Genomic DNA, 20,909 nt, shown 5'->3' on the forward strand with positions numbered 1-20,909 from the left:
TCCCGCTCACAGGATCGGCGAGGCGGTCACGGCCGACCACTGGAGGGTGATATACAGACATGTCCACCCCGAGGAGTCCCATGATCGCCCCGTTCGTTCACGTCGGCCGCCTCTTCGAGCGCCCGTCGGCACCCGACCGGGGACCGCGGGCCACGACGGGCAGCATCGACGACGCACGCGACGGGTCACTCGTCTGGGCGCTCGCCGAGGCGGGCCTGCCCGTCCTGGACGGCGTGGTCGTCACTCGGGCCGGGGGCCCCGGTCGCGAGGACGTCGACGGGTCCGAGCCGAGCGTGGCCGACGCGGCCGTCCACGAGGCGATCACCCGCCTCTGTCCCGCCCCACGGGAAGCCGTCTTCCTGGTGACCTCGATCGATGGCTCCCTCACGAGGACGGCCCGGGATACGACGGTGCTCGCCGCGCTCAGGCATGCGGACGCCGCGGACATGTCGCTCGTCCGGGTGGTCCCCGACGCGGTCTCGAGCGGATCGGTCACCGGTCGGGACCCGGTGACCGGAGCGGACGAGACCGTCATCACGGCCTGGTGGGGGGTCCGGGGCGTGGTCGGTGCCGACCTGCACCTCGCGGACGCACCGCAGGAGAACGGCGAGCAGCGACCCGATGTCGTCGTGCTCGACGAGGCGTTGGTCGTCGTGCAGCGCTCGACGGGCCACAAGACGATCGCGCTCCACCCCCGGGGTGCGATGCTCGTGCCCCACGAGGTGAACCTGTTCCGCCGGGCCGCCGAGATCGTCGACGACGACCTCGCGCACGAGCTCGCGATGCTCGTGCGCCATGCGTCGGCGGCGACCGGGCGATCCCTGCGCCTCGACTGGGTCGTCGTCGACGGGCAGGTGAGCATCATCCGCGCCGGCGACGATCAGGCCCTTGGCAGGTGATGACCCGGCGTCTGCCAGCGGCACCCCCTACCGTCGTCGGATGACCGATCAGAGCGCCTCGACCGCCTCCTCCGATCTGCGCGTCCGCCCTCGACCCGGCACGCTCACGGCACCGACCGTCGCCGATGACGCGTCGAGCGGTCGCTTCGGACGATTCCGGGCCGCGTGGCGTGCCCGCCGCGCCCGCCTCGATTCGTACCCGCGCCTCCGGGCTCTCTACAGGGTCGGCGTGGCCCTCGCCGGTCTCGTCGTCATCCTGGTCGGCCTGATCCTCGTGCCCCTGCCCGGGCCCGGGTGGCTGATCGTCTTCCTCGGCGTGGCCCTGCTCGGCACCGAGTTCCCCGCCGCCCACCGCGTGACCCGCTTCGTCCGCCGTCAGGCTCATCGCGTGCGCGTCTGGTGGCGTGCCCGCCGCTCCCGTCCAGACGCCGTTCGGTAAAGTCGTCCGGGTGACGCCCAGCCCTGCCTCCGCCACGCCCTACGAGGTGCTCGGCGTCCCGGCGACGGCGTCCGACGACGAACTGCGCCGGGCCTACCGTCGGCTCGCGCGCGAGGCGCACCCCGATCTCGGCGGGTCGGCCGAATCGTTCCGTCGCCTGCAGCAGGCTTGGGACGCGATCGGAACGCCGGAGGCACGGGCCGCCTACGATCGCGGTCGCTCCTCGACGGGGTCGGCGTCGCCCACCGGCACGGCGCGAGCCGGCGGTGGTACCGACCCGGGCTGGGCACCTCCGGCCCGAGACCCGCAGCGCACGGACTCCAAGCCGCGCGCCCGCGTCCACGGGCACCCCGGCGGCGCCAATCGCGAGCGGTACCTGTCGTTGATGCGCGAATGGGTCGGTCGCGGCGTGCCGGTCGACGACCCCTACGACGAGCGGCTCGTCCGCTCGGCCCCGCCCGAGATCCGGCACGTGCTCGCCGACGCGATGGCAGAGGAGGCCACGGTCGCGATCGTGACCGACCTCGGCATCGGCTACACGATCTGGAGCGACGTCGACGCCGGCCCGGAGGGCAAGCTCGACCACATCGTGCTCGGCCCGTCGGGCCTGTTCGCGATCCAGTCGTCCGACTGGGGCTCCGAGGTCGCGATCACGCGGGGTGAGCTGGTCGGCGACGGCATCCCCGTCGGCGAGGAACCCGTGCGCGAGCTGACCCGCCAAGCCCGTGCCGTGCGTCGCGAGACGCGGGTGCCGTTCACCGCGCAGCTGATCGTCGTCCCCGACGACGACTTCGCCCCCGCCCTCGAGCAGGCGGGGCGAGGGCGCAAGGGGGCGACGTTCGTCGTCCGCCGATCCCTCTTGCCCCAGGTTCTCCGACACGGGCCGGGGCTCGACGAGCGCACCAGCATCAGCGACGTCTTCGAGGTCCGCGCGCGGTTGCAGCAGACCATCCGCTTCGTCTGACTCGCGGCTCCTGACTCGCGGGCTACTCTGTCCGCGACGGCGTCGTCGGCGCCCCACCGAGGAGGGCCCCATGATCGAGATCGCCAGTGCATACAGCGGCTTCAGTGTCGACGACGTCGAGGAGGCGCGGCGCTTCTACTCGGACACGCTCGGTCTCGAGGTGCGCGAGTTGGTGCCCGGCCAGATGCTCTCGCTGATCCTGCCCGGCGGCGGCGCCTCGGTGCTGCTGTACGGCAAGCCCGATCACACCCCGGCGTCGTTCACCGTGCTCAACCTCGTGGTCGACGACATCGACGTCGCGGTCGACGCTCTGACCGCGCAGGGTCTCGAGCCCGATCGGTCGAGTCCGTGGGCGGACGCCCGCGGTGTCATGCGCGGCCGCAGCCAGAACCGTGGACCGGACATCGCCTGGTTCACCGATCCGGCCGGCAACATCTTCTCCGTCCAGCAGCAGTGACGGGGCGGGCCGGCGCGTGACCGCCGGTGGCTGATCCTCGACGAGACAAACGGGACTGGTCCGGTATCGGGTTCCGGACCAGTCCTCGTATGGGTCGTTCGGACTCCTCCGGCGATCGGTTCGGTTCCCGAATCGGGCGTGCTCCCACCGACGCGGATATTCTGAGGACCCCATCGAAGGAGCTCCTCATGGACTCGAACGAGAACGATCCCCGCATACCGGCCGATCCCGACGTCCCCGGGACGCCCGGTGCCCCGACGCAGCCGCCGACGGCGCCGCCCGTGCCGCCGACCGAGCCTCCGACACCGCCGAACGGGCCGCACGCCCCCGGCGCGAGCATGCCGGGCACGGCGGCTCCCGGGGCGTCGGTGCCGGGCTCGAATCCGCCCGCCGCACCACCTGCCGCCCCGGGGTTCCCGGTCGCCTCCGGGTTCCCGGCCGCCTCTGGACAGGCAGCCGACGGTTCGGACCCGGCCGTGCGACCCCCGCTCAACACGCTGGCCATCACCGGCTTCGCGCTGAGCATCATCTCCCTCGTCATTGGGATCTTCGGCCTCGTCCCGCTCGCGGGTGTGATCGTCTCGGTCCTCGGCCTCCGTCGCTCGCGCGACCTCCGTGCGCACGGCGCGGTCCGCAGCGGTCTCGTCTTCGCCGTGATCGGCATCGTGGTCGGCGCGCTGTCGCTCGTCCTCACCGTCGCCGGTCTGCTGATCGTGTCGAACCGCTGATCGACGACGCACCGATCGACGACGCACTGTTCGACGGGGGCGCGTTCCGCACCCGGGGCACCGCCGGGGCCGGCGGCCGTCCTCGATGGGCCGGGACACGCTCCGAGGCGATCCACGCCCGCGCGCGTGGCAAGCTCGTCCTGTGACAGTTCACGGGCCGGCGGACGGCTGGGTCGAGAGTCCCGAGGGTGTGCGCTTCTGGGGGAGGGCCGGCGCGGCCGGTCTGCTCGCCGTCGATCGTCGTGATCGTGTCCTGCTCCAGCACCGCGCCGTGTGGAGCCACCACGGAGGCACGTGGGGCCTCCCCGGGGGAGCCCGCCAGTTCGACGAGTCGGCGGTCGAGGGTGCGCTGCGCGAGAGCAGCGAGGAGGCCGCCGTCCCTCCCGAGGCGCTCGCCCTCTCGTTCGCGTCGGTCGTCGACCTCGGATTCTGGTCGTACACGACCGTCGTCGCCCATGTCGTCGTCGACTTCGAGCCCCGCATCGCAGACGCCGAGAGCAGCGAGCTCCGGTGGGTGCCGGCCGACGAGGTCTCGGGGCTTCCGCTGCATCCGGGTTTCGCCGGGTCCTGGCCCGAACTCCGTCGCCATCTCGACACCCGCACGCATGTCGTCGTGGACGCGGCGAACGTGGTGGGGTCCCGCCCCGACGGGTGGTGGCGCGACCGTGTCGGTGCGACCGGCCGCGTGATCGACCTGCTCGAGGCCCAGAGGCCCGCGGGAGTTCCCGCCGCCTGGTTCGACGGGTCCGACAGCGTCGGCGAGTCGATCCCGGGGACACCGAGCCGGTGGTGGCCCGGACTCTCGGTCGTCGTGGAGGGGCAGGCGAGGCAGGTGGCCGATCGGCCCGCGTCGCCGATCGACATCGTGCGTGCCGCCGGGAGCGGGGACGACGCCGTCGTCGAACGGGTGGCGGCGTTGCGGACGCACGCCGTGCCTTCTCGGATCGTCGTCGTGACCGCCGACCGGGGGCTCCGCGACCGCGTGGAGGCCGAGGGCGCCGTCGTCGTCGGGCCGGGCCGCCTGCTCGGGTCGGCCGGCGCCGATGTGCCCGATCGCGCGGTCTGAGCCGTCGGCGCGTGACGACGAGAGGGACCCGGCATCGGCCGGGCCCCTCTCGTGTCCTCTCGACGGGTGCTAGGTGCCCGTCGTCGGGGCTCAGGCGGCGGGACCGTCGCCCAGGGTGACCGTGGCGGTGTGGCTCGCCCCGGCCGTATCCGTCCACGTGACCGACACGCGGTCGCCCGAGGAGTGCGACGTCACCGCTGCGGTGAGGGACGAGGAGTCGGTCACCGTGGTGCCGTCCAGCGCGGTGATCGTGTCGCCTGCGACGAGGCCGGCCGATGCGGCGGCACTCCCGGTCACCGTCCCGGCGATGGTCACGCCCGCGCCGCTGCCGGCACTGCCGGACGCGATCTCCGCGCCGAGGAAGGCGGGGAGTCCGATCTGCACGGTCGAGCTCGCCCGGCCCGCCTCGATCTGCTTGGCGATCGACAGTGCGTGATCGATCGGGATGGCGTAGCCCGTGACGGCAGCCGAACCGGACGAGGCCGCCGTGATGATGCCGATCACGCCGCCGTCGCTGTCCCGGAGGGGGCCGCCGGAGTCACCGGAGACGACGTCCGAGTCGACCTCGATGAGGCCCTTCAGCGACTCGGTGCCCGTGCCCGACTCGCTCTGCACCGTGATCGCCTGGTCCGTCGCGGCGACCGTCCCGGTCGCGGTGACAAGGTCGCCCGTTCCTTCGGCGTTGCCGGTCGAGTGCACGGCGTCGCCGGCCTCGACCGAGGCGTCGGAGGCGAACGAGATGGTGCCGAGACCGCTCGCGCCCTCGAGTTGGAGGACGGCGACGTCGTTGGTCGCGTCCGTGCCGACGACCTTCGCGGTATAGGTCTTGTCGGTGCTCTCGTCGGTCACCTGGATGCTGGTCGCGCCCTGGACGACGTGGTTGTTCGTCAGGATGAGCCCGTTCGAGGTCATGATCATGCCGGTCCCTGCCGACTTGTAGGACTCGTCGTAGTTCAGGACCGAGACGATCGTGACGACGCCCTTCTTCTCGGCGGCCGTGGCCGGCGTGGCCGACGACTGCGTCGACGTGCCGGTGCCGCTGCCGTCGCTCGAGCCGTTGCCGGACCGGGGCAGCGAACCGCCTCCGAACGGCGACGTCCCGGTCCCGCCCGACGGTCCGCTCAGCTGGGGCTGCAGTTCGAGGGCCTGGCGCTGGCTCGCCGCACTCGCGGCCTGACCGACTTGGTGGCCGAGGGCGTAGGCGGTCCCGCTCGCAGCACCGGTCACGAGCACGAAGGCGGCCGCCGCACCCGTGATGGCGACCCAGCGGCGTGAGCGGCGACGCGTCACAGGGCCGGCGAACGCCGCAGGCGCCTGTGCCGCGGGGAGTCCGTCGCCCGCGGCGTCGTAGGTCTGGTAGCGGGTCGTCGGGTCGGTACGGGAGTCCATCCACGTGGGCGCGGCGTTGACGTAGTGGGCGTCGGAGTGGCCGGTGACGTGGGGGAGCGTGTGAGCGTCGATGGGCTGCGCGTTCTCCGCCTCGCGGCCGGCGTCGGCAGCCTGCGCGGCGCGGTCGGAGCGGACGTCGTCGGAGCCGCCGTTCGTGGCGTCGTCGCGGGGAGTGGGCTCGCTGTCGTGCTCGTTCATGGGTGCCTCCTGTGGCTGGTGGTGACGTGATGTCCATGTAAGGCGGCTTTCCCAAGGAATCCCTATGACCAGTCCCTGTGCTTGTCGAGAGTTGCGTGTGGACGCGGCGTGAGTCGTGGACGATCTCGTCCTCCGGGACGAGCCGGGTCGTCTCCGAGAGGGTGATGGGTCAAATCCGTTCCCGGCGGGGGCCCGAGTTCCTATACGCTTGGACGCCAAAGGAGGTCCACGATGGCAGAGCCCGCCAACCATGTACCCGGCGAGCAGGACCGCGCTCAGGGCGCCCCTCTCGAGGTCGACACGACGCTGAGCTTCAACGAAGAGTTCCAGGCGCAGCTCGCCGCCCTCGAAGGCGGCGTCTCGACGGAAGAGCGCGACGCGGTCGGAGCCCTGCCCTCGGGCTCGGCGTTGCTCGTCGTCCGTCGCGGGCCGAACATCGGCGCCCGGTTCCTCCTCGACAGCGATGTCACGGTCGCCGGTCGCCACCCCGATGCCGGGATCTTCCTCGACGACGTGACGGTCAGCCGCAAGCACGCCGAGTTCCGTCGCCACGGCACGTCCTTCAGCGTCCACGATCTCGGCTCGCTGAACGGGACGTACTTCGACGGCGTCCGCATCGACGAGGCACTGCTCAACGACGGCGCCGAGGTCCAGGTCGGCAAATTCCGACTCACCTTCTACGCATCGCGGGTCGATCTCGCCAACCTGGCGATCAAGTAGTGCCCCCGCGTTCCGCCGCGGCCCGGTCGACCCCGGCCGGCGCGGCAGACCTGCTGACGATCGGCCAGGTGCTGTCGCGTCTGAAGCCCGCGTTCCCCGACCTCAGCAACAGCAAGCTGCGGTTCCTCGAAGAGCGTCAGCTCGTCACACCGGTGCGGACTCCCTCGGGGTACCGCAAGTTCTCGTCGTCCGACGTCGAGCGCCTCCGGTTCATCCTGGGGCTCCAGCGTGACCACTACCTGCCGCTGAAGGTCATCCGTCAGCATCTCGACGACCTGGACGCCGGGCGTCCGACGGCCCTGCCGTCGGGTGCCGGCCCCGTGTCGATCGTGTCGTCGCCGCGCCGCCTCTCGAGAGACGATCTGCTCGCGCGTGCCGGTGCCACCGCCTCGCTGCTCGACGACGCCGTCTCGGCCTCGCTCATCGCGCCCTCCGACCAGTTCGGTGATGAGGCGGTCGCCGTGCTCACCGCCCTCGTCGAGCTGGGTCGATCCGGTATCGAGCCCCGGCACCTCCGCGGGTTCCGGGCCGCGGCCGAGCGTGAGCTGGGGCTGATCGAGAGCGCCCTCGCGGCCTCGTCGTCCCGGCGCGACGCGGCCGGTCGTGCGCGGGTCGCCGAGCAGTCGCGCGAGCTCGCCGACCAGCTCGAGATCATCCGCGGCAGCCTCATCCGGGCCGCCCTCGGACGCCTCGACACGTAGACTGCCGACCACGTCGGGCAATATCCTCGACACGCCGAATCGTCGAAGCGAATGTCGCCTCGACAAGGGCCCGCTATGGGTACCTTGGGTCTGGTACAACCATCAACCCGATGTTGAATGTTCGGGTCATGACGAGACGTGGAAGGCAGCCGCATGAGTGAGACAGGTTCCCCTGAGGGATCCCGCTACGAACTGGGTCTGCTGTTCACGGACGGGCTGCCCGAGCTCGACGCCGACAGTGGCTACCGTGGCACCGTCGCCGCTCGTGCCGCCGGAATCAGCTACCGCCAGCTCGACTACTGGGCCCGCACCGGCCTCGTCGAGCCCACCGTCCGCGGCGCCGCCGGCTCCGGCTCGCAGCGTCTCTACGGGTTCCGCGACATCCTCGTCCTCAAGCTCGTCAAGCGTCTCCTCGACACCGGCATCTCGCTGCAGCAGATCCGCACGGCCGTGAACCAGCTCCGCGAAGCCGGAGTCAGCGATCTGGCCCAGACCACGCTCATGAGCGACGGCGCGAGCGTCTATCTCTGCACGTCCGACGACGAGGTCATCGACCTCGTCAGCCGGGGGCAGGGTGTCTTCGGCATCGCCGTCGGCAAGGTCCTGCGCGAGGTCGAGTCGAGCCTCGTCGAGCTCGATTCCACACCGGCCGCCGACCCTGACGACGAGCTCGCCGCACGGCGCTCGACCCGCGCCTCCTGATCCGACCCGTTCGACCCGTTCGACCCCACGAGAAAGCCCCCTCCGTAGAGGGGGCTTTTCGCTCGGGTCGCCTGGGCTTCGTGAACCGGGCCCCGAGAGCCACGGCGACGCGGAGCCTAGCGGGTCGCGGGCTCGGCGTACTCGCCGATTTTCGCGGTGCGCATGATGCGTTCGAGCAACTGGTCGAAGTTGCGGGCCATCTCCTGGGCGCTCTCGCCGGGCCAGGCGTGCAACGGCTTGGCGGCACCCTGGGCCTGCTGCAGCGAGGTGCGCTCGGGCAGTTGCGGCGACAGCACCAGCGGTCCGAACATGTCGCGCAGCTCCTTGATGCGGAACTGGTGCTCCAGCGACTGGACGCGGGCGCGGTTGACGATGATGCCGAGCGGCTGGAGGCGCGGGCTGAGTCCGCGACGGATCTCCTCGATCGCACGCAGCGCGCGGTCGGCGGCGGCGACGCTGAAGAGTCCGGGCTCGGTGACGACGGTGACGCGGTCGGACGCGGCCCAGGCGGTGCGCGTGAGGGCGTTGAGCGACGGGGCGCAGTCGATGAGCACGAGGTCGTAGTCGGCCTCGACGTTCGCGAGTGCCTCCTCCAACTTCCAGATGTCGCGGATGGACGGGTGCGGGCCGTCGAAGTTGATGGCCGAGGGGCTGCCGATCATGACGTCGATCTTGCCCTGGCGGCCCTTGGTCCAGCCCGACGGCGCGATGGCCGCGCGGACCGTCTTCTCCTTCGGTGAGGCCAGGACATCGGCGACGTTGAGGTGACCGGCCACGGTGATGTCGAGGCCGGTCGAGACGTCGGACTGGGGGTCGAGGTCGACGACGAGGGTTCGGAGGCCCTTGGCGAAGGCGGCCGACGTGAGTCCGAGCGTCACGGTCGTCTTGCCGACGCCCCCCTTGAGAGAGCTGACGCTGAGTACATGCACGACAGAGACGATACCTTCACTACTGTGTAAGCACCTAAAGCCACGGCGTCGCCTGGCCGTCGCGTGAACAGAAAAGGGCCTCTCCTTGTTCTCGAAGATCCTCGTCGCCAACCGTGGTGAAATCGCCATCCGCGCGTTCCGTGCCGCGTACGAACTGGGTGCTCGCACCGTCGCCGTCTACCCGTACGAGGACCGCAACTCCATGCATCGCCTCAAGGCCGACGAGGCGTACCAGATCGGCGAGCCGGGGCATCCGGTCAGGGCCTACCTCGACGTCGGCGAGATCGTGCGGGTCGCCGTCGAGTCCGGGGCCGACGCGATCTACCCCGGCTACGGGTTCCTGTCAGAGAACCCTGAATTGGCCGAGGCCGCGACTCGGGCCGGCATCACGTTCATCGGGCCCGGGGCTCACGTGCTCGAGATGGCGGGCAACAAGGTCACCGCGAAGGAGCACGCGATCGCGGCCGGCGTGCCGGTGCTGAGGTCGACACCGGCCAGCAACGACATCGACGAACTCGTCGCGGGTGCCGACGAGATCGGGTTCCCCGTGTTCGCCAAGGCGGTCGCCGGGGGCGGCGGTCGCGGCATGCGTCGCGTCGACGCCCGGGACGAGCTGCGCCCTGCCCTCGAGGCGGCGATGCGCGAGGCCGACAGCGCCTTCGGCGACCCCACGATGTTCATCGAGCAGGCCGTCGTCCGGCCCCGGCACATCGAGGTGCAGATCCTCGCCGACGCGACGGGCCACACGGTGCACCTGTTCGAGCGGGACTGCTCCGTCCAGCGCCGCCATCAGAAGGTCATCGAGATCGCCCCCGCCCCGAACCTCGACGACGGCACCCGGCAGGCGATGTACCGCGACGCCATCGCGTTCGCGACCTCGATCGGCTACGTCAACGCGGGCACGGTCGAGTTCCTGCTCGACACCGCGGGGGAGCGGGCGGGGCAGCACGTGTTCATCGAGATGAACCCGCGCATCCAGGTCGAGCACACCGTCACCGAGGAGGTGACCGATGTCGACCTCGTGCAGTCGCAGATGCGCATCGCGTTCGGTCAGACCCTGCGCGAACTCGGGCTGGAGCAGCACCAGCTGGCGCTCCGGGGTGCCGCCCTGCAGTGCCGCATCACGACGGAGGACCCGAACGACGGGTTCCGCCCCGACACGGGCAAGATCACGACCTATCGGAGCCCCGGAGGCGGCGGTATCCGTCTCGACGGAGGCACGATCAACCCGGGCACCCAGATCAGCCCGCACTTCGACTCCATGCTCGCGAAGATGACGGCCCGCGGCCGCGACTTCCCGGCCGCCGTCGCCCGTTCGAAACGGGGTCTCGCCGAGTTCCGCATCCGCGGCGTCTCGACCAACATCCCCTTCCTCCAGGCCGTGCTCGACGACCCGGCCTTCCTCGCCGGCGATCTCAGCACCTCCTTCATCGAGGAGCGACCGGAGCTGTTCAGCACGCACGTCTCGAAGGACCGCGGCACCAAGATCCTCACGTGGCTCGCCGATGTCACCGTCAACCAGCCGCACGGCCGCTTCGACGGCGCGGTCGACCCCGCGAGCAAGCTGCCGGCGCTCGATCTCTCGACGAGACCCGTCCCGGGGTCCCGCCAGCGCCTCCTCGAGTTGGGGCCTGAGGGGTTCGCCTCCGCCCTGCGGGCGCAGACGGCCCTCGCCGTCACGGACACGACGATGCGCGACGCGCATCAGTCGCTGCTCGCCACCCGGGTCCGCAGCAAAGACCTCCTCGCCGTCGCCCCGTACGTCGCGCGGATGACCCCCGAGCTGCTCAGCGTCGAGGCCTGGGGAGGCGCGACGTACGACGTGGCCCTGAGGTTCCTCGGCGAGGACCCGTGGCAGAGGCTCGCGAGCATGAGGGAGGCCCTGCCGAACGTCGCGATCCAGATGCTGCTCCGCGGTCGCAACACCGTGGGCTACACGCCCTATCCGACCGAGGTGACCCGGGCGTTCGTCCACGAGGCGGCTGACCAGGGCGTCGACGTCTTCCGGGTCTTCGACGCCCTGAACGACGTCTCGCAGATGCGGCCGGCCATCGACAGCGTGCTCGAGACGGGCACGACGGTCGCCGAGGTGGCCCTCTGCTACACCGCCGATCTGCTCGACCCCGCCGAGACCCTCTACACGCTCGACTACTACCTCCGTCTGGCGGAGCAGATCGTGGCCGCCGGTGCGCACGTGCTGGCAATCAAGGACATGGCGGGGCTGCTCCGCGCGGGCGCGGCCGAGCGTCTCGTGACGGCTCTCCGGGCCGAGTTCGACCTTCCGGTGCACGTGCACACGCACGACACGGCGGGTGGGCAACTCGCGACGTTGCTCGCCGCGAGTCGCGCCGGTGCCGACGCCGTGGACGTGGCCAGTGCCCCGATGGCGGGCACGACCAGTCAGCCGAGTGCCTCGGCTCTCGTCGCCGCTCTCGCGCACACCGAGCGCGACACCGGTCTCTCGCTCGACGCGGTCTCCGATCTCGAGCCCTACTGGGAGGCGGTCCGTCGCGTCTACAAGCCGTTCGAGTCGGGGCTGTCCGGGCCGACCGGGCGGGTCTACCGACACGAGATCCCCGGTGGGCAGCTCTCGAACCTCCGTCAGCAGGCCATCGCCCTCGGCCTGGGCGACCGGTTCGAGAAGGTCGAGGACCTCTACGCGGCCGCGAACCGCATCCTGGGGCGACCGACGAAGGTGACACCGTCGTCCAAGGTCGTGGGCGACCTCGCGCTCCAGCTGGCCGCGGCCGATGCGGACCCGATCGACTTCGAGCAGAACCCCCAGAACTACGACATCCCCGACTCGGTGATCGGCTTCATGGCCGGCGAGCTCGGCGAGCTGCCGGGCGGCTGGCCTGAACCGTTCCGGAGCAAGGTGCTCGAGGGCAGGACGGTGTCGATCGGCGTGACGCCGGTGACCGAGGCCGACACCGCGGTCCTCGCCGCACCGGGGCCCGAGCGGCGCGCCGCCCTCAACAGATTGCTCTTCCCCCAGCCCACCGAGCAGTACCGCCAGGTGCGCGAGACGTACGGCGATCTCTCGGTGGTGTCGACCGCCGACTACCTCTACGGCCTCCGTTCGGGCGTCGAGCACACCATCCCGGTGTCGAAGGGCGTCAACCTCTACATCGGTCTGGAGGCGATCGGCGAGGCCGACGACAAGGGCGTCCGCACCGTCATGACGACGCTGAACGGCCAGCTGCGCCCCGTCTTCATCCGCGACCGGTCGATCACGGTCGACCTGAAGGCGGCGGAGAAGGCCGACCGGTCTGACGCGGGACAGGTCGCGGCCCCGTTCTCGGGAGTCGTGACCCTGAAGGTGTCCGAAGGTGACGAGGTCGCGGTGGGTGATGCAGTCGCTACGATCGAGGCGATGAAAATGGAAGCGGCGATCACGACGCCACGCGCAGGGACAATCCGACGACTCGCCATCCCCACGACCCAGCAGGTCGATGCGGGCGACCTCTTGGTCGTCGTGGCATGAGCGTCCGAGCCATCCGCCTCTTCGGCGACCCCGTCCTCCGGTCGCCGTCGGACCCGGTGGTCGTGGGCGACCCCGGGCTGCGGGCCCTGGTCGACGACCTGCTCGACACGGTCCGGGAGCCCGGGCGCGCCGGGGTGGCCGCCTGTCAGATCGGCGTCAACCTCCGGGCATTCAGCTACAACGTCGACGGCGAGGTGGGCTACGTGCTCAACCCCGTGCTGGTCGAGACGTCCGGAGAGCTCGAGATCGTCGACGAGGGCTGCCTGTCGGTGCCCGGGTTCTACTTCCCGACGCCGCGTTGGTCGTTCGCGCGTGTCGAGGGTGTCGACCTCGACGGCAACCGGGTCGAGCTGAGCGGCACCGGCCTCATGGCGCAGGCGCTGCAGCACGAGACCGATCACCTCGACGGCACGCTCTACGTCATGACCCTCGAGCCCGAGACGAGGCGCGACGCGATGCGGCAGATCCGGGCCGCCGACTGGTGGCGCGTCTGACGCGCACCAGAAGCAGTTGTCGGCCCCCTCGAACGCGGGAGGAGTAGTTCCGGGTTTCGCGGCTTAGGCTGATCGCAGGGGGACACCTCGACACGGGTGTCCAGGATCAGGGAGTCTCTATGCGCGCATTCCGGAGAAGGACCGATACGAGGTCGCGGACGACCGCCCTCTTCCTCGGATTGGCAGTGGCGGTACCTGTCGGCCTCGTTCCCATCGTGGCTGCTCCCGCCGTTCCTGGGGCGAGTGCTGCTGTTCCGGTGGAAGCCGAATCGCCTGATTTTGCGTCGGAGAACTACGGCGACCCCTGGGACTACGCCAACGCGGAGGACCAGAACACGGATCTCAGCAACTCCCCGTCTATCTCCGTATCGGGCGGCAAATTAATCATCGACATCCGACCTGGCACGACGTTCCAGCCCGTGGCGAGCATCGACGGATCGCTGCCTTACGGTCGTGACGGGGCGGCCTCACCCATCACGCCGACGCGGTACAAGCACCTGTCCTTCCGCATGGACCAACCGGCGAGGGGAATCGGCGCCATCTATTGGTTCACGTGCCGATCGCTCGCCGCGACCTGCGGCGGCGGACTGACTTTTCCCCTCGTGCCTGGTGACCATGTCTACGATATTGCCCTCGACGGCACGTCGATCCTCGCGGCGAAGCAGCCATGGACAAAGGCCAACGTCACCGGGCTCATGATCCAGCCGGTCGTCCTCCCCGACGGGGCGGCGACCGTCCGGGCCTCCATGGACTGGATGCGACTGTTCTCGCCCGAGCGGCCGCACGCCAGCCTCCCGCCAGGAACATACTCCGACGTGTCGATCGAGGCTATTCCTATTCCGGTCATCGACAGCCCGACTCCCCTCGAGGGTCAAGACATTGCCACCGCCCAGCGCGGCTCCCCGTGGCTGCTGACGTCTGCGGCATCAGCCAACGCGGCCGGGGTCCGAGTCACGAACGCGACGGTATCGGGTTACGGCTCGCGCGGCATGACGGCGACAAACTCCGCGCCCGTCCGCAACGATCCCCAGGTGTCGTTCGCCGTGGCACCGTTTAACGCGTCGAAGTACCACCACATGTCGTTTGAAATGACCTATGACGGTGCGTTCGACCTGAACGACGCGGAGGGCGGCGGCAAGATGGCAAGGCTCATTTGGGGCGTTCAGTCGACGACGACGCCTCAGGTGAGCGATGACATTCTGACGTGGTCGAAGGGTAACGGCCGCGAGGTCTATCTGGATCTTGCCGCCGGCTCCGTCACCGACCCCGAGTCCGGGGGTCCCAGGGTTGGATGGGCCGGTCAGACGGTCACTTCTGTGCGGTTCGATCCCAATGAGGACCCGGGCGCGGCCACGTGGAACCTCAAGTCGTTGGCCCTGCGGGCCGACCCGGAGGCGCGCCAGTCGACGACGGTTCGGTTTCATGACAATGCCTGGGTCTCCGGGACGACCGCCGACGTCAAGGTAGGCACGGGTGCATCAGGAACGCCGTACGAGACCATCGCTTCCGGCGTTCCCGTATCTCAGGGCGCCAACTCGGTCCTTTTCGATCTGGGATCACGACCGCAGGGGTCGTACCGGGTGCAGGTCATCCTGCGTCATCCCATCGGCGGTGGCGCTCTCGCAGTTTCGAAGACCGCGGTGACGATGTTGCGTGACGCGTCGCGCGATCCCCGTGGCAGCGTCGATCAGATCAGCAGGGCACCCGGTGGCGCGCTGGTCCGGGGGTGGGTCCATGACCCGGATACGAACCAGCCGATGAGTGTCCGCGTAACCGATGGGCGTGGAGGTCCTGTCGTCGCGACGTCGACCAGCGGTCAGCCTCGAGCCGACGTGCAGCGTGCAGTGCCCGGGGCTCCACTCGGGACGGGTTACGAGCAATCCGTCCCTCTCTCGTCCGGTCGGCACAGCGTCTGCGCAACGGCAGTGAATGTCGGCAGTGGTTCTGATATCGAGCTCGGCTGCCGTGACGTCGACGTCGATCCGCGCCCCGCGGGCTCTCTCGACTCCGTAACGCGCATCCCGGGAGGCCTGCGCGCCGAGGGCTGGGCGATCGATCCCGATACATCGGCGTCCATCCCTGTTCACTTCTACGTTGGCGCCAAGGGGGTCCAGGCGACGGCTGATCGATCACGACCCGACGTGGCACGGTCCTGGCCCAGTTACGGTGACGGCCATGGCTACCGTTCGGATATGACCCGGGCGGCCGGGGACTATCAGGCCTGCGCCTACGGCATCGACACCTCCGGTGGGAGCAACACGCTCCTGGGCTGTCGGTCGGTTACCGTCGACCCTCGACCGTTCGGGGCCTTCGACACTGTGACGAGATCGGGAGGCTCTGTGACGGTACGCGGGTGGGCCATCGATCCCGACACGGCAAATAGCATCGATGTCCACGTGTACGTCGACGGTCGAGGTGCCACTAGCACGACGGCGTCGATGGATAGGAGCGACATAGCGCGGGTCTACCCCGACTGGGGAGGACGGCACGGTTACCAGGCGACTGTCACCGCGGCGCCCGGCTCGACCGTCTGCGTGTATGCGATCGACGACGCGGGCGGCGAGAATCCGACGATGGCCTGCAAGCGGGTGTGATATGACTCGGGGTTGGGGGCGCTAGATGCCCGCGCGACCCCGTCTCAGCGACCCGGCGTGATCGTCCTGACCGACTCGGTCGTCGGGTAGACGGTGTAGATGTCGTCGATGTCCGAGGCGAAATCCTTCACCACGACGGCGCGCTTGACACTCATCTTGGGTGTCAGGTGGCCGCTCGCCTCGGTCAGCTCGAGGGGGAGGACAGTGAACTTCCGGATCGACTCCGCGCGGGAGACGAGGCCGTTGGCGGCGTCGACGGCCCGCTGGATCTCGGCGAGGACCTTGGGATTCTCGGCGGCTTCGGCCAGGGACATGTCCGCGGCCTCCTTGTTGTTGTTCAGCCAGACCGGCAGCATCTCGGTGTCGAGCGTCACGAGCGCGGAGATGAACGGGCGTCCGTCGCCGACGACGACCACCTGACCGACCAGCGGGTTCGCACGGATCGGGTCCTCCAGGACGGCTGGCGCGACGTTCTTGCCACCCGCCGTCACGATGATCTCCTTCTTGCGACCGGTGATGGTCAGGTAGCCGTCGGAGTCGAGGGCACCGAGGTCGCCGGTCTTGAACCACTCGCCGTCCATGACCTCGGCCGTCGCCTCGGGGTTGTTCCAATAGCCGCCGAAGACGTTCACGCCCGTGATCTGGATCTCGCCGTCGTCGGCGATCCGGACACCCACCCCGGGCAGTGCCGGGCCGACCGTGCCGATTTTGAACCGAGAGACGAGGTTGACCGTCGCGGGTGCCGTCGTCTCCGTGAGCCCGTAGCCCTCGAGCACCCGGATGTCGAGACTGCGGAAGAAGTGCCCGAGCCGCGACCCGAGCGGTGCCGAGCCGGACACGGCGTAGCGGATGTTGCCGCCCATCGCCTTCTTGAGCTTGCTGTAGACCAGGGCGTCGTACAGCGCGAAGCGGAGACGCAGCGGCAGCGGCACCCGGCCCTCGTCGAGCGCCTTCGAGTGCGCGATCGCGATGTCGGCGGCCCGACGGAAGATCGCACCGCGCCCACCCGACTCGGCCTTCTGCTCGGCCGAGTTGTAGACCTTCTCGAAGACGCGCGGCACGGCCAGCAGGAAGCTCGGTCGGAACGACGCGAGGGCGGGCAGCAGCTGCTTGGTGTCGGCCTGGTGACCGACCTTGACGCCGGCGTGCACCGACATGACGGCGATGAAGCGGGCGAAGACGTGCGCCGTGGTCACGAAGAGCAACGTGGAGGCGCCGGGCGCGACCACGTCGGACATCGCGACGGCCGCATTGCGGCTGGTCTCGACGAAGTTGCCGTGCGTGAGGACACAGCCCTTGGGGCGACCGGTCGTGCCCGACGTGTAGATGATCGTCGCGACGTCGGACTCGGTGGCGAGGGCGCGTCGTCGCTCGATCTCGGCGTCCGTCACGTCGGCACCGGCTGCCGTGAGCTTCGACAGATCGCCGAGGTCGATCTGCCACACGTCACGGATCTCGGGAAGCTCGGGTCGGACCTCGTCGAGCCGGGCGAAGTGGTCGGCGGTCTCGACGATCATCGCCGTCGCGCCGGAGTCGCTGAGATTCCAGTGCACCTGGGACGGGGACGACGTCTCGTACACCGGGACGAGCAGTGCGCCGGCGAACCAGGTCGCGAAGTCGATCAGCGTCCACTCGTAGCGCGTGCGGCACATGAGGCCGATCTTGTCGCCCGGCTGGATGCCCGCGGCGACGAGGCCCTTGGCGAGGCCCGTGACCTGGTCGAGGAACGCGCGCGCGGTCACGTCGGACCAGCCGCCCCTGCCGTCGGGCACCGCGAACAGCGGCGCATCGGGCGTGTCCCTGACTCGGTCGAGGAGCAGGTCGGTCGCGTTGGCGTTCACGTCGGCCTCCACTGCGGGGGGATGGATGTAGTCGTTCACGGCAACTCCCTTGGTACCGAACGAAATGGTCCCTCCACCCTATAGGCAGGCCATCGCGCGGTGCTGGCGGGCCCCTGACAGTCGTCTCTCGGACTAGACTCGACGCTCGTGCAGGCCATCGGAATCGACATCGGCGGAACGAAGATCGCGGGCGGGGTGGTCACCGAACTCGGTGAGATCGTCGCCGAGAAGCGCATCCCCACGCAGGCGGGCGACGCCGAGGCGATCGTGGATGCCGTCGTCGACATGATCTCGTCGCTCCAGGCCGAGCACCCCGACGTCGTCGCCGCGGGTGTCGCGGCACCCGGCTTCATCGACGCGGCCCAGTCCACCGTCTACTACACGCCCAACATCGCGTGGCGGAACGAGCCCCTCCGTGCCCGACTGGCCGAGCGGCTCGACCTGCACATCACGATCGACAACGACGCGAACGCCGCGGGGTGGGCCGAGTTCCGCTTCGGGGCCGGGCGCCTCGCCAGCGACATGACGATGCTCACGATCGGCACCGGCGTCGGGGGCGCCATCGTCGCCCAGGACCGCCTGCTCCGCGGGGGCTTCGGCACGGGCGGCGAGCTCGGCCACATGCGCATCGTCCCCGACGGGCTGCTCTGCGGCTGCGGCGCCCACGGCTGCATCGAGCAGTACGGTTCGGGTCGCGCACTCCTCCGCATGGCTGGCGAGGTGGCCGACCGGGGCGGGATCGGTGGCCCCCTCGCCGACGCGCGGGCGGCGAACGGCGGGGCGCTCGACGGGCACATCGTCAGCGACCTCATGATGCAGGGCGACCCCGGGGCCGTGTCGGCGCTGCGCGAGCTCGGTTCGTGGTTGGGGCAGGCGTGCGCCTCCTTGTCGGCGATCCTCGACCCTCAGCTCTTCGTCTTCGGCGGCGGCGTCGCCCAGTCGGGTGAGCTGTTGCTCGAGCCGGTCCGCGAGGCCTACCTCGCGCACCTGCCCGCTCGCGGGTTCCACCCCGAGCCCGAGTTCGTGATCGCCGAGCTGGTCAACGACGCGGGTGTGGTCGGTGCGGCCGATCTGGCGCGCGTCCACGTGGCCGGCCGCTAGACTCCCCAACGCTCGACGAGAAGGGGGCGCCGTTGCTCTACTGGTTCTTGAAGACGTTCATCGCGAGCCCCCTGATGCTGTCGATCTTCCGGCCGTGGGTTCGGGGCCGAGAGAACGTCCCCGCGTCCGGCGCCGTGATCTTCGCGAGCAACCACCTGTCGTTCGTCGACTCGATCTTCTTGCCGCTCGCCCTCGACCGCCGCATCTCGTTCCTGGCGAAGAGCGACTACTTCACCGGCAAGGGCATCAAGGGATGGGCCACGCGCCTGTTCTTCACGGCGACGGGCCAGCTCTCCATCGACCGATCCGGCGGCAAGGCGTCCGAGGCATCCCTGGCGACCGGCCTCGCCGTTCTCCGCCGAGGCGAGCAGCTCGGCATCTACCCCGAGGGGACGCGCAGCCCCGACGGCAAGATGTACCGGGGCCGGACGGGCGTGGCGCGGATGATCCTCGAAGGGCACGTCCCCGTCATCCCGGTCGCGATGATCGAGACCGAGAAGGTGATGGTGATCGGGTCGAAGCTGCCCAAGATCCATCGCATCGGCGTGGTCTTCGGCAAGCCCCTCGACTTCAGTCGCTTCGAGGGTATGGAAGGCGACCGGTTCATCCTCCGGTCCATCACCGACGAGATCATGTACGAGCTCAACGCCCTGAGCGGCCAGGAGTACAGCGACGTCTACGCGACCTCGGTGAAAGAGCGGCGACCGAGCTCGAAGCGGTCGTCGCGGCAGAGACGATAGGCTCGCTTGTCGGGATACGTCCGTCCCACTCTTCTACCTGCAAGGAAGATCGTGACCCAGCTCACCGAACCGTTCGTCTCATCCGATCCCGACGTGATCGACGGTCTCGACTATTGGCGCACGCTCCCGATCAAGCAGCAGCCGTCCTGGCCGGATGCGACGGCCGTGCAGGCTGCCTCCGACGAGATCGCGACGCTGCCGCCGCTCGTGTTCGCGGGCGAGGTCGACACGCTGCGTGACCGGCTCGCGGCCGCGGCGACGGGTCAGGGCTTCCTCCTCCAGGGCGGTGACTGCGCCGAGACGTTCGCCGGGGCCACAGCTGATCAGATCCGTGACCGCGTCAAGACCATCCTGCAGATGGCGGTCGTGTTGACGTACGGCGCGTCCGTTCCCGTCATCAAGATGGGCCGCATGGCCGGCCAGTTCGCCAAGCCGCGCTCGAGCGACGACGAGACACGCGACGGCGTGACCCTGCCGGCCTACCGCGGTGACATCGTGAACGGGTACGACTTCACGCCCGAGTCCCGCACGGCCGACCCGGCGCGACTCGTCAAGGGCTACCACACGTCCGCGTCGACCATCAATCTCATCCGCGCCTTCACGCAGGGCGGTTTCGCCGACCTCCGCCAGGTGCACAGCTGGAACAAGGGCTTCGCCTCCAACCCTGCGAACGCGCAGTACGAGCACCTGGCCCGCGAGATCGACAAGGCCATCCGGTTCATGGAGGCCGCGGGCGCTGACTTCGACGAGCTGAAGCGCGTCGAGTTCTACACGTCCCACGAGGCGTTGCTGATGGACTACGAGCGTCCGATGACGCGCATCGATTCGCGGACCGGCACCCCCTACGTGCTCTCGTCGCATTTCGTCTGGATCGGTGAGCGCACCCGCGATCTGGACGGCGCCCACGTCGATTTCCTGTCCCGGGTCCGCAACCCGATCGGCGTCAAGCTCGGGCCCACGACGACGCCCGACGACATGCTGCGCCTCATCGACAAGCTCGACCCCGACCGTGAGCCGGGGCGTCTCACCTTCATCACGCGCATGGGGGCGGGCAAGATCCGCTCGGCGTTGCCGCCGCTCCTCGAGGCGATCAAGAAAGCCGACGCGACGCCACTCTGGGTGAGCGACCCGATGCACGGCAACGGCATGACCACGCCGACCGGCTACAAGACACGTCGGTTCGAAGAGATCGTCGACGAGGTCAAGGGCTTCTTCGAGGCCCACCGCGCCGCGGGGACGCACCCGGGCGGCATCCACATCGAGCTGACCGGCGACGACGTGACCGAGTGTCTCGGTGGCTCCGAGCACATCGACGAGGCGACGCTCGCGACTCGCTACGAGTCGCTCTGCGACCCGCGCCTCAACCACATGCAGTCGCTCGAACTCGCGTTCCTGGTGTCCGAAGAGCTGTCGGCCACCAACCGCTGACCCCGGACGACGAAGGCCCCAGCCGCTCGCGTTGC

18 protein-coding genes are annotated in these 20,909 nt (G+C 69.7%); 15 read left to right on the forward strand and 3 right to left on the reverse strand.

The genetic code is table 11. The features are described 5' to 3' along the window. Positions 1-80: 80 nt before the first annotated feature. The 6 genes from ACPEEZ_RS06575 to ACPEEZ_RS06600 all read left to right on the forward strand — a co-directional run bounded on the left by ACPEEZ_RS06575 (position 81) and on the right by ACPEEZ_RS06600 (position 4,553). Positions 81-899 (forward strand): hypothetical protein, encoded by an 819-nt coding sequence (locus tag ACPEEZ_RS06575; RefSeq protein ID WP_423923957.1) that lies wholly within the window; start codon positions 81-83, stop codon positions 897-899. A 40-nt stretch (positions 900-939) separates the two neighbouring features. After that, entirely contained in the window at positions 940-1,338 is a 399-nt protein-coding gene (locus tag ACPEEZ_RS06580; protein ID WP_423923958.1) for a TIGR02611 family protein, read from the forward strand. A gap of 10 nt (positions 1,339-1,348) precedes the next feature. Continuing rightward, complete coding sequence (locus ACPEEZ_RS06585) at positions 1,349-2,302, forward strand: DnaJ domain-containing protein (protein WP_423923959.1); 954 nt, start codon at positions 1,349-1,351, stop codon at positions 2,300-2,302. A 70-nt stretch (positions 2,303-2,372) separates the two neighbouring features. Next, entirely contained in the window at positions 2,373-2,759 is a 387-nt protein-coding gene (locus ACPEEZ_RS06590) for a VOC family protein (protein ID WP_423923960.1), read from the forward strand. Between the two features lie 188 nt (positions 2,760-2,947). Beyond that, positions 2,948-3,487, forward strand: a complete 540-nt coding sequence (locus tag ACPEEZ_RS06595) for a hypothetical protein (RefSeq protein WP_423923961.1) — start codon at positions 2,948-2,950, stop codon at positions 3,485-3,487. 142 nt (positions 3,488-3,629) lie between these two features. Continuing rightward, positions 3,630-4,553, forward strand: a complete 924-nt coding sequence (locus ACPEEZ_RS06600; RefSeq protein ID WP_423923962.1) for an NUDIX domain-containing protein — start codon at positions 3,630-3,632, stop codon at positions 4,551-4,553. A 90-nt stretch (positions 4,554-4,643) separates the two neighbouring features. Here the strand turns inward: ACPEEZ_RS06600 and ACPEEZ_RS06605 are convergent, their stop codons facing one another. Beyond that, on the reverse strand, positions 4,644-6,140 hold the full coding sequence (locus tag ACPEEZ_RS06605; protein WP_423923963.1) for a S1C family serine protease: 1,497 nt from the start codon (positions 6,138-6,140) through the stop codon (positions 4,644-4,646). Between the two features lie 231 nt (positions 6,141-6,371). Here ACPEEZ_RS06605 and ACPEEZ_RS06610 point away from each other — a divergent pair, with 231 nt between their 5' ends. From ACPEEZ_RS06610 to ACPEEZ_RS06620, 3 genes are all read left to right on the forward strand, one after another. Further along, positions 6,372-6,860 carry an FHA domain-containing protein gene (locus ACPEEZ_RS06610; protein ID WP_423923964.1) on the forward strand — a complete coding sequence of 163 codons (489 nt, stop codon included), beginning with the start codon at positions 6,372-6,374 and terminating at the stop codon, positions 6,858-6,860. Further along, positions 6,860-7,561, forward strand: a complete 702-nt coding sequence (locus tag ACPEEZ_RS06615; protein ID WP_423923965.1) for a MerR family transcriptional regulator — start codon at positions 6,860-6,862, stop codon at positions 7,559-7,561. The genes ACPEEZ_RS06610 and ACPEEZ_RS06615 overlap by 1 nt, the downstream gene beginning before the upstream one ends. A gap of 153 nt (positions 7,562-7,714) precedes the next feature. After that, positions 7,715-8,263 carry a MerR family transcriptional regulator gene (locus ACPEEZ_RS06620; protein WP_423923966.1) on the forward strand — a complete coding sequence of 183 codons (549 nt, stop codon included), beginning with the start codon at positions 7,715-7,717 and terminating at the stop codon, positions 8,261-8,263. A 116-nt stretch (positions 8,264-8,379) separates the two neighbouring features. On the opposite strand, the gene ACPEEZ_RS06625 is transcribed toward ACPEEZ_RS06620, so the two are convergent. Next, on the reverse strand, positions 8,380-9,192 hold the full coding sequence (locus ACPEEZ_RS06625; RefSeq protein ID WP_423923967.1) for a ParA family protein: 813 nt from the start codon (positions 9,190-9,192) through the stop codon (positions 8,380-8,382). Between the two features lie 85 nt (positions 9,193-9,277). Between ACPEEZ_RS06625 and ACPEEZ_RS06630 the strand changes: the two genes are divergently transcribed. The 3 genes from ACPEEZ_RS06630 to ACPEEZ_RS06640 all read left to right on the forward strand — a co-directional run bounded on the left by ACPEEZ_RS06630 (position 9,278) and on the right by ACPEEZ_RS06640 (position 15,764). After that, positions 9,278-12,676: a pyruvate carboxylase gene (locus tag ACPEEZ_RS06630; RefSeq protein WP_423923968.1), complete on the forward strand. Its 3,399-nt coding sequence runs from the start codon at positions 9,278-9,280 to the stop codon at positions 12,674-12,676. Then, entirely contained in the window at positions 12,673-13,170 is a 498-nt protein-coding gene (locus ACPEEZ_RS06635) for a peptide deformylase (RefSeq protein WP_423923969.1), read from the forward strand. The genes ACPEEZ_RS06630 and ACPEEZ_RS06635 overlap by 4 nt, the downstream gene beginning before the upstream one ends. A 257-nt stretch (positions 13,171-13,427) precedes the next feature. Next, positions 13,428-15,764 (forward strand): hypothetical protein, encoded by a 2,337-nt coding sequence (locus ACPEEZ_RS06640; protein WP_423923970.1) that lies wholly within the window; start codon positions 13,428-13,430, stop codon positions 15,762-15,764. A gap of 44 nt (positions 15,765-15,808) precedes the next feature. Here the strand turns inward: ACPEEZ_RS06640 and ACPEEZ_RS06645 are convergent, their stop codons facing one another. After that, on the reverse strand, positions 15,809-17,644 hold the full coding sequence (locus ACPEEZ_RS06645) for an AMP-dependent synthetase/ligase (protein ID WP_423923971.1): 1,836 nt from the start codon (positions 17,642-17,644) through the stop codon (positions 15,809-15,811). Positions 17,645-17,752: 108 nt separating this feature from the next. On the opposite strand from ACPEEZ_RS06645, the gene ACPEEZ_RS06650 reads away from it, so the two are divergent. The 3 genes from ACPEEZ_RS06650 to ACPEEZ_RS06660 all read left to right on the forward strand — a co-directional run bounded on the left by ACPEEZ_RS06650 (position 17,753) and on the right by ACPEEZ_RS06660 (position 20,874). Next, positions 17,753-18,706 (forward strand): ROK family glucokinase, encoded by a 954-nt coding sequence (locus ACPEEZ_RS06650; RefSeq protein ID WP_423923972.1) that lies wholly within the window; start codon positions 17,753-17,755, stop codon positions 18,704-18,706. Between the two features lie 32 nt (positions 18,707-18,738). Then, on the forward strand, positions 18,739-19,446 hold the full coding sequence (locus tag ACPEEZ_RS06655) for a lysophospholipid acyltransferase family protein (protein ID WP_423923973.1): 708 nt from the start codon (positions 18,739-18,741) through the stop codon (positions 19,444-19,446). 93 nt (positions 19,447-19,539) lie between these two features. Then, a complete protein-coding gene (locus ACPEEZ_RS06660) occupies positions 19,540-20,874 on the forward strand; it encodes a class II 3-deoxy-7-phosphoheptulonate synthase (protein WP_423924198.1) in 1,335 nt (444 codons plus the stop codon). Positions 20,875-20,909: the final 35 nt, after the last annotated feature.

The sequence above is a fragment of the Frigoribacterium sp. 2-23 genome, assembly GCF_049601585.1.
GTDB lineage: Bacteria > Actinomycetota > Actinomycetes > Actinomycetales > Microbacteriaceae > Frigoribacterium.

Coding starts and splice junctions, on each gene's coding strand:
- ACPEEZ_RS06620 (WP_423923966.1), top strand. CDS start 7,715: ATGAGTGAGACAGGTTCCCCTGAGGGATCCCGCTACGAACTGGGTCTG.
- ACPEEZ_RS06605 (WP_423923963.1), bottom strand. CDS start 6,140: ATGAACGAGCACGACAGCGAGCCCACTCCCCGCGACGACGCCACGAAC.
- ACPEEZ_RS06635 (WP_423923969.1), top strand. CDS start 12,673: ATGAGCGTCCGAGCCATCCGCCTCTTCGGCGACCCCGTCCTCCGGTCG.
- ACPEEZ_RS06580 (WP_423923958.1), top strand. CDS start 940: ATGACCGATCAGAGCGCCTCGACCGCCTCCTCCGATCTGCGCGTCCGC.
- ACPEEZ_RS06575 (WP_423923957.1), top strand. CDS start 81: ATGATCGCCCCGTTCGTTCACGTCGGCCGCCTCTTCGAGCGCCCGTCG.
- ACPEEZ_RS06610 (WP_423923964.1), top strand. CDS start 6,372: ATGGCAGAGCCCGCCAACCATGTACCCGGCGAGCAGGACCGCGCTCAG.
- ACPEEZ_RS06590 (WP_423923960.1), top strand. CDS start 2,373: ATGATCGAGATCGCCAGTGCATACAGCGGCTTCAGTGTCGACGACGTC.
- ACPEEZ_RS06595 (WP_423923961.1), top strand. CDS start 2,948: ATGGACTCGAACGAGAACGATCCCCGCATACCGGCCGATCCCGACGTC.